The organism is Caballeronia telluris (genome assembly GCF_001544495.1).
Taxonomy (GTDB): Bacteria; Pseudomonadota; Gammaproteobacteria; order Burkholderiales; family Burkholderiaceae; genus Caballeronia; species Caballeronia telluris.
Genome location: NZ_FCNZ02000010.1, coordinates 58,181 through 70,084, shown reverse-complemented (window position 1 = coordinate 70,084; position 11,904 = coordinate 58,181). Strand labels below are relative to the sequence as shown.

Genomic DNA, 11,904 nt, shown 5'->3' with positions numbered 1-11,904 from the left:
GCATAAATTCGACGCTGCGCCGCGCAAACGACGCAATTCTGCTAACGATATACGACGCACCGACGTGCTTATTCGCCGTCCCACTCGCCGCGCAGGTCGCTGTCCTGCAAGAGTTGCAGCAGCGTTTCGGCGGGCCGGCTCAGATGTTTCGCCCCGAGCGCGATGAATTCGACTTCGGGCAATTCGGGCAAGGCCGCGCGATTGACCGGCGGCGCAAGCCCGCGCCCCGCCAGAAAATGCGAGCGCACCGTGAGCCCGAGGCCGCCGCGCGCCGCCGCGATGCAGCCCGCATGGCTGCTGCTCGTGCAGACCATTTGCCAGCGGGCGCCCGCCATCGCGAGCGCATCGAGGACCACGGCGCGCGTCACGCTCGGCTCCGCGACGAGAATCAGCGGCAGCGGCGAATCCAGATCGACCTCGGTGCCGGGCTTCGCGAGCCATTCCAGCCGTCCGCTGAAGAGCCGCGTGCCGCGCGCGTCGCCGAGACGCCGCTTGCCGACCGCCAGGTCGATCGCGCCGGCGTCGAGCAATTGATAGAGCTGGCCCGTCATCCCGATCGTGATTTCGAGTTCGACGTCAGGATGCGTGCTGCGAAAGGCCGCCAGCACGCTCGGCAGCGGCCCGAGCGCCAGGTCGTCCGACGAGCCGAGGCGCACGCGCCCGCGCAGGCGCGGCGAACGAAACTGCGATTCGGCGTGCGACATCGCTTCGAGGATCACGCGCGCGTGCACGAGCATCGCTTCGCCGTCGGCGGTTAGCGCGAGCGAATGGGTGTCGCGCGTCATCAGCCGCCGCCCGACGCTTTCCTCCAGACGCCGGATGTGTTCGCTGACGCTCGATTGCGTGAGCCCGAGCTGACGGCCGGCGTCGGTGAAGCTGTGCGACGCGGCCACCGTCGCGAAGGTGTTCAGCCAGACAGGATTGAGCATGAGTCGATTGTGATCGGAATTGTCGATGACAGTCAATGCGGCCAACGGGGTTCCCGATGGCGCGCGGGTTCACTACTATGTCATGACGGCTCCGCCCCACGCCTTTCCCGCATCCATCCATGACCAGACAGTCTTCCCACACGGCCCTTCTCTGGATCGTCGCCGTTGGTTTTTTCATGCAGGCGCTCGACACCACGATCGTCAACACCGCCCTGCCCTCCATCGCCCGCAGTCTCGGCGCCCAGCCGCTCGCGATGCAGTCGATCGTCGTCGCCTACACGCTGACGATGGCGCTCCTCACGCCCGCGTCCGGCTGGCTCGCCGACCGGTTCGGCACGCGGCGCGTGTATTTCGTCGCGATCCTGGTGTTCGTCGTCGGTTCGCTCTGCTGCGCGAGCGCGCATTCGCTGAATCAACTGGTCGTCGCGCGCGTGCTGCAAGGCATCGGCGGCTCGATGCTGCTGCCGATCGGACGCCTCGCCGTGCTGCGCAGCGTGACCGGCGAAGCGTACGTGTCGGCGCTCGCGGTGATTTCGATTGCCGGCCAGGTCGGCCCGATTCTCGGCCCGACGCTCGGCGGCTGGTTCGTCGAATCGATTTCGTGGCACTGGATCTTTCTCATCAACGTGCCGATCGGCGCGCTCGGGCTCGCGGCGGTGCATCGCTATCTGCCGGACGACGCCATCGCCGATTCGCCGCCGTTCGACTTCGTCGGCGGCGGGCTGCTCTCGCTTTGCATGGTCGCGTTTTCGGTCGCGCTCGACAGCCCGGTCGAGGAACATCGCGCCGCGGTCGCGGCCGGTCTCTTCGTCATCTCGGCGCTCGCCGCGCTCGCCTATATTCCGCACGCGCGGCGGCGCCGCAACCCGCTCTTCCAGCTTGCGCTCTTTCGCGAGCCGAACTTCAGCGTCGGACTGATCGGCAACCTCGTCTGCCGGATCGGGTCGAGCGCGGTGCCGTTCCTGCTGCCGCTCCTGATGCAGCTGGAACTCGGCTACAGCCCGCTGCATTCCGGCCTGATGATGCTGCCCGCCGCGTTCGCCGGCACGGTCGCGAAGGGGTGGATCGCGCCGCTCGTCAAGCGCTACGGCTACGACACCTTCCTGCTCGTGAACACGATTTTGGTGGGCGCGTCGATTGTCGGCTTCGCCGCGTTTTCGCCGGGCACGCCGCTCGTTCTGGAGATTGCGATTCTCGCCGTGTTCGGCGCCTGCAACTCGATGCAGTTCGCGGCGATGAACAGCGTCACGTTGAAGGGCCTTTCGATCCGCGACGCGGGCAGCGGCAACAGCCTCTTCTCGATGGTGCAGATGCTGGCGATCGGGCTGGGCGTGTCGATCGGCGGCGGCCTCGTGCAGGTGTTCGACGGCCGGTTCGGCTCGGCGGCGCTCGGCTTCAAGTTGAGTTTCGTTTGCGTGGGACTCATCACGCTCGCGTCGGCGCTCGTGTTCCGCCGGCTCGATGCGTCGCCGCGGCCGGCGCAGAGCGCGGCGGCCGTCCGGTAGCGCTGGCGCTTCAGCAGGTTCGGGGCGTCAAGGCTAAGCTAGCGGACTCGGCTTACCTTCACTGACCCACACTCGGAGTCCACCGTGCAATATCGAAAATTCGGCAGCACCGGCCTTACTGTTTCGCGTCTGTGTCTCGGCACGATGACGTTCGGCTTGCAGACGGAAGAAGACGTTTCGCGCAGCATCATGGACCGTGCCGCCGAGGCCGGCGTCAATTTCATCGATACCGCCGATGTATACCCGCTCGGCGGCACCGAGGCGGTCGTGGGACGCACGGAGGAAATCGTCGGCCGGTGGCTTGCGGGCAAGCGCGAGCACTACATTCTCGCGACCAAGGCGGTCGGCAAGATGGGACCGGCGCCGTGGGACCAGGGCGCGTCGCGCAAGCACTTGCTCGACGCCATCGACGCGTCGCTCAAGCGCCTGAATACCGACTACGTCGACCTGTACCAGCTGCATTCCGACGACCGCGAAACGCCGCTCGACGAAACCCTCGAAGCGCTCGACACCATCGTGCGGCACGGCAAGGCGCGCTATATCGGCGTGTCGAATTTTCTGGCGTACCGGCTCGCGCTCGCGCTGGGGCGCTCGGATACGCTGCTGCTTGCGCGTTTCGTGTCGGTGCAGCCGCGCTACAACCTGCTGTTTCGCCAGATCGAACGCGAACTGCTGCCGCTCGCCGCCGACGAGAATCTCGCCGTGATCCCGTACAACCCGCTCGCGGGCGGACTCCTGACCGGCAAGCATCGCCACGACGCGGCGCCGAGCGAAGGCCGCTTCACGGCGACCGTCGGCAAGGCAGGCGAAATGTACACGCAGCGCTACTGGCACGAGCGCGAGTTCCAGACGATCGAAAAGCTGAAGGGCATCGCTGGGGAGTCGGGCGAATCGCTTGCGAAGACGTCGCTGGCGTGGGTGCTGGCGAATCCGGCGGTCACCTCCGCGATCATCGGCGCGAGCCGGCCGGAGCAGCTCACTGACACCCTCGCCGCGATCGACCTCGCGCTCGATCCCGCGCTGAAAGCGAAACTCGACGAGGCGACGGTCGAATATCGTTTCGGCGACGCGACGCGCTGAAGCGTTTCGGCTGCGTTTCTGTTTAGTAACGCGCGATGTCGCGGCTTTCGAGAATTGGCGACGGCGCGCCGCGCTTCGCCACCGCGAGCATCGCGCGGCCGACCTGCTCGGTCGTGACGATCGCGTTCGGGAACAGCCGCTGCAACAGCGGCAGCACCGGGCGAGTGATCGAGTAGGCCGACTGGTACAGCGCGGTCTTCGAACGCACGCCGTGCATCGGCACGATCGCGCCGGGGCGGAACATATACGCCGCCTTGAACGGCAGCCTCAGCAGCGCGTTTTCCGTGCGGCCCTTCACGCGCGCCCACATGCTGCGGCCCTGTTCGGTGCTGTCGGTGCCGGCGCCCGTCACGTAGACGAAGGTCATCTGCGGATCGAGACGCGCGAGCGTTCGCGCGGCGGCCATCGTCAGGTCGTAGGTCAGGCGCGTGTACTCCGCTTCGCTCATCCTGAACGACGAGACGCCGAGGCAGAAAAAACACGCATCGAAACCGGCGAGTTCGCTTTCGATGGACGCGTAATCGAACATGTCGCGATGCACGATCTCGCGCAGTTTCGCGTCTTCGACGCCCGTCGCCGAGCGGCCGAGCGTCACGACCCGTTCGACATCCGGATCGCGCAGGCATTCGCGCAGGACGCCCTGCCCGACCATCCCGGTCGCACCGAACAGCAGCACTTTCATCGCTCTTTCCTCGCCGTGGCCGGCGCGCGCGGCGGCGCCGTCATGCGCGCGTTCAGGATTCCTTCCAGCGAATAGACGGCGAGCGCCGCCCAGATCGCGCCGTAGCCGAGCAGCCGGTCGTGGCCGAACGGCTCGCCGTAGATCACCACGCCGATCAGCAATTGCAGCGTCGGCGTCACGTACTGAATCAGTCCGAGCATGGAAAGCGGGATGCGCCGTGCGCCGGCTGCGAAGAGCAGAAGCGGAATCGCGGTGATCGGGCCCGCCGCGGCGAGCAGCAGCTTCACGCCCCACGACGCCTGGCCGAACCCGCTCGTGCCGTGCGTGCCGACGAACGCGAGATACAACGCGGCGACCGGACACAGCAGCATGGTTTCGACCGTCAGGCCTTCGAGCGCCCCGAGACGCGCGGTCTTGCGCAACAGTCCGTAGCCGCCGAAGGTCAGCGCGAGCGCGAGGCTGACCCACGGCGGCGCGCCGTTCACCCACGTGAGCCAGGCGACGCCCCCACCGGCGATGGCGACCGCGACCCACTGCAACGGCCGCAGCCGTTCGTGCAGGAATGCCATCCCGAACAGCACGTTGATGAGCGGATTGATGAAGTAGCCGAGACTCGCCTCGACGATACGGCCCTCGTTGACCGCCCAGATATAAATGCCCCAGTTTGTCGACAGCAGCACCGCGCTCGCCGCGAAGCGCGCGAGCTGGCGACGGTCGCGCATGACGGGACCGAGCCAGCGCCACTGGTGACGCACGGTCAGCACGACGAGCAGGAAGATCATCGACCAGGCCATCCGGTGCGCGAGCATTTCCACGGCGCCGATCGAATGCAGCGTCTTGAAGTAGATCGGAAACAGGCCCCATACGGCGAAAGCCGCGAAAGCGTAGGCAACTCCTGGATTCATGTCGTGTGTTCGGTGGGATAGCGGTTCTGGACGAGCGGGAGCGTTTGAAACACGAACTCGTCGCGCGGAAGTGTCGGATTTTAGTCGACTGGGGCCGGGTTTCCTCGAGTGTCCCTGATCGCGCCGGGTCGCCTGCTTGAACCGCACGGGCGTTTCACGTTCGAACCAAGACACGAAGCCGCGCGGCAAGCCGTTGAAAAACGCGTGCTAGCATGAGTCCGGCCCGCTTATTGCGGCGCCGCAACACACCGCCACGCCGCCTCGCCCCGACTCTTCGACTACACATGAACCAGAATCCGGTCCATCAGCACTTCTTCCATATCCTGCTTCTGGTTGTGACCGTCGCCCTCGGCTGGATCCTGCTGCCTTTTTTCGGCGCGGTCTTCTGGGGCACGATACTCGCGATCCTGTTCCAGCCGATGCAGCGCTGGCTCACCATCCGCTTCGGCAAACGGCGCAATCTCGCGGCCCTGACGACGCTCGTGCTGACGATCCTGATCGTGATCCTGCCGCTCACGGTGGTCGCGGGTACGCTGGTGCAGGAAATCAGCCTCGCGTACACGCGCATCAAGACGGATCAGCCGAATTTCACGGTCTATTTCCGGGACGCTTTCCATGCGCTGCCGATGTCGGTGCAGCATCTGCTCGGGCGCTTCGGTCTCGACGACATTCCCGGCATCCAGCGCCGCCTGACCGAAGGCGCCGCGCAGATCAGCCAGTTCGTGGCGGCGCAGGCGCTGAGTATCGGCCAGAACACCTTCCAGTTCGTCATCAGCTTCGGCGTGATGCTCTATCTCGTGTTCTTCCTGCTGCGCGACGGCGGCGAGATCGGCCGGCGCATCCGCCGCGCGCTGCCGCTCGACGAGCCGCACAAGCAGCACCTGATCGCGAAGTTCACGACGGTCGTGCGCGCGACCGTGAAGGGCAACATCGCCGTGGCGGCGGTTCAGGGCCTGCTCGGCGGGCTCATTTTCTGGATTCTGGGCATTCAGGGTGCGCTTGTCTGGGGCGTCCTGATGGCGTTCCTGTCGCTCTTGCCCGCGGTCGGCGCGGCGCTGGTGTGGGTGCCCGCCGCCGCCTATTTCTTCATGACGGGCGATATCTGGCGCGGCGTGATCCTGGTGGCGTTCTGCGTGGTGGTGATCGGTCTCGTCGACAACGTATTGCGGCCGATCCTCGTCGGCAAGGACACGCGCATGCCCGACTGGGTCGTGCTGATCTCGACGCTCGGCGGGATGGCGCTCTTCGGCATCAACGGCTTCGTGATCGGGCCGCTGATCGCCGCGCTGTTCATGGCGAGCTGGGATCTCTTTTCGCAGAGCGAGGAAACCGGACGTGGCGAGTGAGGCGGAACGGCACAAAAAAACCGGCTCGAAAGAGCCGGTTTGTGTCTGAACGACGTGACGCTTACCGCCCGTCGTGCGTCGGCACGTATTTGCACTCGAAGCGCTTCCTGACCGTCCCGTTCTCGTCGACGCTTTCCAGATAAACGTCGAACTGCCACAGCCGCGCCATGTGCTTCAGCACTTCGTCGCTGTCGTTCGAGAGATGGCGGTTGTCCGTCATGAAATGACGCAGCGTGAGACTCCGGTCGCCGCGCGTATTCACCGAATACACCTGGATATTCGGCTCGCGGTGATGCATGTCGTATTGCCGCGACAGCGCCTGCCGCACGTAGCGATAGCCGCTTTCATCGTGGATCGCCGAGACTTCGAGCGCCTCGCGCATGTCGTCGTCGAGAATGGAGAAGAGCCGCATCTCGCGGATCAGATGCGGCGACAAATACTGCGCGATGAAGCTCTCGTCCTTGAAGTTGCGCATGGCGTAATGCAGCGACTCCAGCCAGTCGCTGCCGGCCAGTTCGGGGAACCACTCGCGGTCTTCGTCGGTGGGATTTTCGCAGATACGGCGAATGTCGCTCATCATCGAAAAGCCGAGCGCGTACGGATTGATGCCGCTGTAATACGGCTTCGTCACGGGCGGCTGATACACGACGTTGCTGTGCGAATGCAGGAACTCCATCATGAAGCCGTCTTCGAGACGGCCTTCGTTATAGAGCGTGTTGAGCAGCGTGTAGTGCCAGAACGTCGCCCAGCCTTCGTTCATGACCTGCGTCTGGCGTTGCGGATAAAAATACTGTCCGACCTTGCGCACGATGCGGATCACTTCGCGCTCCCAAGGCTCCAGAAGCGGCGCATTCTTTTCCGCGAAATACAGCAGGTTCTCCTGCGGCTCGGGCGGATAACGGCTTTCGGTTTCCTCGGCGGTGTGCTCCTTTTTGTTCGGCAGCGTGCGCCAGAGTTCGTTGACCTGCGATTGCAGATACGCTTCGCGTTCGCGACGCATCGCCGCTTCCTTCGCGAGCGACAGTTTTTGCGGCCGCTTGTAGCGGTCCACGCCGTAATTCATTAGCGCATGGCACGAATCGAGTAGTTCCTCGACGCGGTCCAGCCCGAAACGCTCCTCGCATTCCGCGATGTAATTCTTCGCATAGACGAGGTAGTCGATGATGGCGTGCGCGTCCGTCCACAGCCGGAACAGGTAGTTGCCCTTGAAGAACGAATTGTGGCCGTAGGCGGCGTGCGCGATCACGAGCGCCTGCATCGTCATCGTGTTCTCTTCCATGAGATACGCGATGCAGGGGTTCGAATTGATGACGATTTCGTACGCGAGGCCCATCTGCCCGCGCCGATAGCTTTTCTCGGTCGATAGAAAGTGTTTCCCGAACGACCAGTGCCGGTAGTTCACCGGCATGCCGACCGACGCGTACGCATCCATCATCTGCTCGGCACTGATCAGTTCGAGCTGGATGGGATAGACATCCAGCTTGTACCGTTCGGCGACGCGCGCGATTTCGGTGTCGTACTCCTCGATCAGTTCGAAGGTCCAGTCGGACGGGCACGGCAACGGCCTCTTTTCCGCAACATTCATGCTGCCTTCCTTCCGCCCCGCGTGGGGCGCGCTCCGTTGCTCCGCTTCCAGCTTCGACAACCCGTTTTCCGTGCGTTCGTCGGGTCCGTGGTCGCTCTTGCCGTCCAGGTGATAACCGCGCGCTTCGTTATGCAGATGCCTTGTCGTCATGCAGCCGCCTGTTGTTTCTCGAACAGTTCGCGGAAGACCGGATAGATGTCCGCTGCCGATTCGACCTTTTTCATCGCAAGCTCGGGCGCGCTCAACGCCAGTTGCGCGTATTCCAGCCACAGGTTCTGTTCTTCGGGCGCTACTTGAATATAGGCAAAATACCGCACTTTCGGCAGGATGTCTTCCGACAGAAGCTTGCGGCACTTGGGCGAATCGTCGGTCCAGTTGTCGCCGTCCGAGGCCTGTGCGCCGTAAATATTCCATTCAGTCGGCGAATAGCGCTCGTCCATGATCTTCTTCATGAGTTCCAGCGCGCTCGATACGACCGTGCCGCCGCTTTCCGTCGAATGGAAGAACGTGTCTTCGTCGACTTCCTCGGCGCGCGTGTGGTGGCGGATGAACACCACCTCGATCTTCTCGTAGTTCCGGTTCAGGAACAGATACAGCAGGATGAAAAAGCGCTTCGACAAGTCCTTTCTTTGCTCGTCCATCGAACCGGAGACGTCCATCAGGCAGAACATCACGGCCTTGCTCGAAGGCGTCGGCTGCTTCACGCGGTTCACGTAGCGCAGGTCGAACGGATCGATGAAAGGAATGCGCGTGATGCGCCCCTTCATGATGACGATGTCGGCTTCGAGCCGCGCAATGTCTTCGGGATCGCCCTTTTCTTCCTTGAGCGTCTCCAGCTGGCGTTCCATCTCGCGCAACTGGCTCGACAACGGCGAACCGAGCGCGATGCGCCGGCCGAGCGCGCTCCGCAGCGAGCGCACGACGTCGATATTGTTCGGCGTGCCTTCGGCCGCCCAGCCCGCGCGCACGTTCTTCCACGTCGGCACGGCGAGCAACTGGGTTTTGACGAGCCGGGGCAGTTCGAGATCGTCGAAGAAATACTGCATGAATTCTTCGCGCGACAGTTCGAACACGAAGTCGTCCTGGCCGTCGCCTTCGTTGCTGGCGGTCTTGCCGCCGCCGCTGCCGCCGCCCTGCGGGCGCTGGATCTTGTCGCCGCGAATGTAGTCGGCGTTGCCCGGGTGGACGAGTTCACGCTTGCCGCCAGGGCCATGCCGGAACGACGGTTCGGCGATGTCCTTCTTCGGAATCGTGATGCTCTGGGTGTTTTGAATGTCCTTGATGCTGCGGTCGCGCACCGCGTCGGAGACCGCGCGGCGAATGTAGTTCTTCACGCGGCGCAGAAAGCGTTCGCGGTTGGCGATGCTCTTGTTCTTACCGGCTAACCTGCGGTCGATGATTTGGTGCAGCACATCCAGTCTCCCGCGTTATCAAGCGAGGAAAGCGAGGCGCTGCGCGGACTTCCGCCCGGGCAATGGCCGGGGCGGCTGCCCTCGGTCACGCCTCGCAAGGCGCCCGCGCCGGGCCGCTTCGAATCGAAGCGGTTTGGCGCGGACCTGATACGTAGGGTTTCACGATTGTGTCATGCTCATGCCCGCACCTCGGTCACGACGACTTGCGCACGCGCAGATACCAGTCGCAGAGCAGCCGAACCTGCTTCGGCGTGTAACCCTTCGCGACCATCCGGTTGACGAAGTCCTCGTGCTTGCGCTGTTCTTCGGCCGACCCTTTGGCGTTGAACGAAATCACAGGCAAAAGTTCTTCCGTATTCGAGAACATTTTCTTCTCGATCACCACGCGCAATTTCTCGTAGCTGATCCACGCCGGATTCTTCCCGCCGTTCGCCGCCCGCGCGCGCAACACGAAATTCACGATCTCGTTGCGGAAGTCCTTCGGGTTGCTGATGCCCGCTGGCTTCTCGATCTTCTCCAGCTCGGCATTGAGCGCCGCGCGGTCGAAGCTCTCGCCGGTATCGTGATCGCGGAACTCCTGATCCTGAATCCAGAAGTCGGCGTAGGTCACATAGCGATCGAAGATGTTTTGTCCATATTCCGAATACGACTCCAGATAAGCGGTCTGGATTTCCTTGCCGATAAATTCGGCGTAGCGCGAAGCCAGCACGTCCTTGATGAACGACAGGTACTTCTGCTCCGTCTCCGGCGGGAACTGCTCGCGTTCGATCTGTTGTTCGAGCACGTACATGAGGTGCACCGGATTGGCCGCGACCTCGGTCGAATCGAAGTTGAACACGCGCGAAAGGATCTTGAACGCGAAGCGCGTCGAGACGCCGGTCATGCCTTCGTCGACACCCGCGAAGTCGCGATACTCCTGATACGACTTCGCCTTCGGGTCGGTGTCCTTCAGGTTCTCGCCGTCGTAGACCTGCATCTTCGAGAAGAGACTGGAGTTCTCCGGTTCGTGCAGGCGCGTGAGGACGGCCATCTGCGCCATCATCTTGAGCGTGCCGGGCGCGCATACCGCTTCGGCCAGCGACGAGTTGCGCAAGAGCTTCTCGTAGATCTTCACCTCTTCGCCGTAACGCAGGCAGTACGGCACCTTCACGACGAAGATCCGGTCGAGCAGTGCCTCGTTGTTCTTGTTGTTGCGGAACGCCTTCCACTCCGACTCGTTCGAGTGGGCGAGGATCACGCCGTCGAAGGGGATCGCGCCGAAACCTTCCGTGCCCTTGAAGTTGCCTTCCTGGGTGGCGGTGAGGAGCGGGTGCAAGACCTTGATCGGCGCCTTGAACATTTCGACGAATTCGAGCAGGCCCTGGTTCGCGAGACACAGGCCGCCGGAGTAGCTGTACGCGTCGGCGTCGTCCTGCGAGTAGGTTTCGAGCTTGCGAATATCGACCTTGCCGACGAGCGAGGAGATGTCCTGGTTGTTCTCGTCGCCCGGCTCCGTCTTCGCGATGCCGATCTGACGAAGGATGGACGGGTAGCGGCGCACGACGCGGAACTTGCGGATGTCGCCGTTGTACTCGTGAAGGCGCTTGACCGCCCACGGGCTCAGGATGCTCTTCAGATACCGGCGGGGAATGCCGTACTGTTCTTCGAGCACGGGGCCGTCTTCGTCGTAGTCGAAGAGACCGAGCGGCGATTCGTTCACGGGCGAACCCTTGATCGAATAGAACGGCACGCGCTCCATCAGTTGCTTCAGCCGTTCGGCGATCGACGACTTGCCGCCGCCCACGGGACCGAGCAGATACAGGATCTGCTTCTTCTCTTCAAGACCTTGCGCAGCGTGCCGGAAATACGACACGACGTGTTCGATCACTTCCTCCATCCCGTAGAACTCGCGGAATGCCGGATACACCTTGATGACCTTGTTCGCAAACACACGCGATAAACGCGGATCGAGTCGTGTGTCGACCTGCTCGGGGTCACCGATGGCCGTCAACATGCGTTCGCCCGCTGTTGCATACGTGGCAGGATCTTCTTTGCAGAGCGCGAGGTACTCTTCGAGCGAGAATTCCTCCTCTCGTGTTTTTTCGAAGCGGGTCGCGAAACTGCTGTAGATATCCATGCTACCTCCTCGCCGAAGTCAGAAAACGTTGCCGTGCGCCACGCGCGTAATCGAAACGACATCGCTTGAATTCATCCTAAACCCTTTCGAATTTTTTTTCACGCACTTGCGTGGGTGATTTGCTTCGAAGAATTCCTAGCTTGGTGGATTATTTTCGTTCACCTACAATCCTCAGTCCCGATGTCCCTATCGTGTTACTGCAAGCCTTGTCCGCCTGTTCGCTTCACCTCGTAACAGCACAGTTATCCACAGCCACGATCGGTTCACTCGATGCGCTATTGCGCGCCGAGCGTGCCCTGCGTTGTGCTTCGCATCGTTCGTTCCCATACGTTTGCCTGCCCCGT

General features: G+C 62.9%; 9 protein-coding genes. 3 read left to right on the top strand and 6 right to left on the bottom strand.

Going from position 1 to position 11,904, the window contains the following annotated elements; genetic code table 11:
* Positions 1 to 68: 68 nt before the first annotated feature.
* Entirely contained in the window at positions 69 to 929 is an 861-nt protein-coding gene (locus tag AWB66_RS14730) for a LysR family transcriptional regulator (protein WP_062640866.1), read from the bottom strand.
* A gap of 119 nt (positions 930 to 1,048) precedes the next feature.
* Between AWB66_RS14730 and AWB66_RS14725 the strand changes: the two genes are divergently transcribed.
* A complete protein-coding gene (locus tag AWB66_RS14725; RefSeq protein WP_087631015.1) occupies positions 1,049 to 2,434 on the top strand; it encodes a DHA2 family efflux MFS transporter permease subunit in 1,386 nt (461 codons plus the stop codon).
* A gap of 84 nt (positions 2,435 to 2,518) precedes the next feature.
* The gene (locus tag AWB66_RS14720) at positions 2,519 to 3,514 is read left to right on the top strand and encodes an aldo/keto reductase (protein ID WP_087631014.1); all 996 of its coding nucleotides are present in this window, start codon (positions 2,519 to 2,521) and stop codon (positions 3,512 to 3,514) included.
* A gap of 22 nt (positions 3,515 to 3,536) precedes the next feature.
* Here AWB66_RS14720 and AWB66_RS14715 read toward each other — a convergent pair whose 3' ends face one another.
* Positions 3,537 to 4,196 (bottom strand): NAD-dependent epimerase/dehydratase family protein, encoded by a 660-nt coding sequence (locus AWB66_RS14715; RefSeq protein ID WP_087631013.1) that lies wholly within the window; start codon positions 4,194 to 4,196, stop codon positions 3,537 to 3,539.
* Positions 4,193 to 5,101 carry an EamA family transporter RarD gene (gene rarD, locus AWB66_RS14710; RefSeq protein WP_087631012.1) on the bottom strand — a complete coding sequence of 303 codons (909 nt, stop codon included), beginning with the start codon at positions 5,099 to 5,101 and terminating at the stop codon, positions 4,193 to 4,195. The genes AWB66_RS14715 and rarD overlap by 4 nt, the downstream gene beginning before the upstream one ends.
* 284 nt (positions 5,102 to 5,385) lie before the next feature.
* Between rarD and AWB66_RS14705 the strand changes: the two genes are divergently transcribed.
* On the top strand, positions 5,386 to 6,447 hold the full coding sequence (locus AWB66_RS14705; protein ID WP_087631011.1) for an AI-2E family transporter: 1,062 nt from the start codon (positions 5,386 to 5,388) through the stop codon (positions 6,445 to 6,447).
* A 61-nt stretch (positions 6,448 to 6,508) separates the two neighbouring features.
* On the opposite strand, the gene AWB66_RS14700 is transcribed toward AWB66_RS14705, so the two are convergent.
* From AWB66_RS14700 to AWB66_RS14690, 3 genes are all read right to left on the bottom strand, one after another.
* On the bottom strand, positions 6,509 to 8,032 hold the full coding sequence (locus AWB66_RS14700; protein WP_407642285.1) for a SpoVR family protein: 1,524 nt from the start codon (positions 8,030 to 8,032) through the stop codon (positions 6,509 to 6,511).
* 146 nt (positions 8,033 to 8,178) lie between these two features.
* Positions 8,179 to 9,444, bottom strand: coding sequence for a YeaH/YhbH family protein (locus AWB66_RS14695; RefSeq protein ID WP_087631009.1), 1,266 nt, complete (start codon positions 9,442 to 9,444; stop codon positions 8,179 to 8,181).
* Between the two features lie 193 nt (positions 9,445 to 9,637).
* Positions 9,638 to 11,560, bottom strand: a complete 1,923-nt coding sequence (locus tag AWB66_RS14690) for a PrkA family serine protein kinase (protein ID WP_087631008.1) — start codon at positions 11,558 to 11,560, stop codon at positions 9,638 to 9,640.
* Between the last annotated feature and the right edge of the window lie 344 nt (positions 11,561 to 11,904).

Coding starts and splice junctions, on each gene's coding strand:
- AWB66_RS14690 (WP_087631008.1), bottom strand. CDS start 11,560: ATGGATATCTACAGCAGTTTCGCGACCCGCTTCGAAAAAACACGAGAG.
- AWB66_RS14730 (WP_062640866.1), bottom strand. CDS start 929: ATGCTCAATCCTGTCTGGCTGAACACCTTCGCGACGGTGGCCGCGTCG.
- rarD (WP_087631012.1), bottom strand. CDS start 5,101: ATGAATCCAGGAGTTGCCTACGCTTTCGCGGCTTTCGCCGTATGGGGC.
- AWB66_RS14715 (WP_087631013.1), bottom strand. CDS start 4,196: ATGAAAGTGCTGCTGTTCGGTGCGACCGGGATGGTCGGGCAGGGCGTC.
- AWB66_RS14700 (WP_407642285.1), bottom strand. CDS start 8,032: ATGAATGTTGCGGAAAAGAGGCCGTTGCCGTGCCCGTCCGACTGGACC.
- AWB66_RS14705 (WP_087631011.1), top strand. CDS start 5,386: ATGAACCAGAATCCGGTCCATCAGCACTTCTTCCATATCCTGCTTCTG.
- AWB66_RS14725 (WP_087631015.1), top strand. CDS start 1,049: ATGACCAGACAGTCTTCCCACACGGCCCTTCTCTGGATCGTCGCCGTT.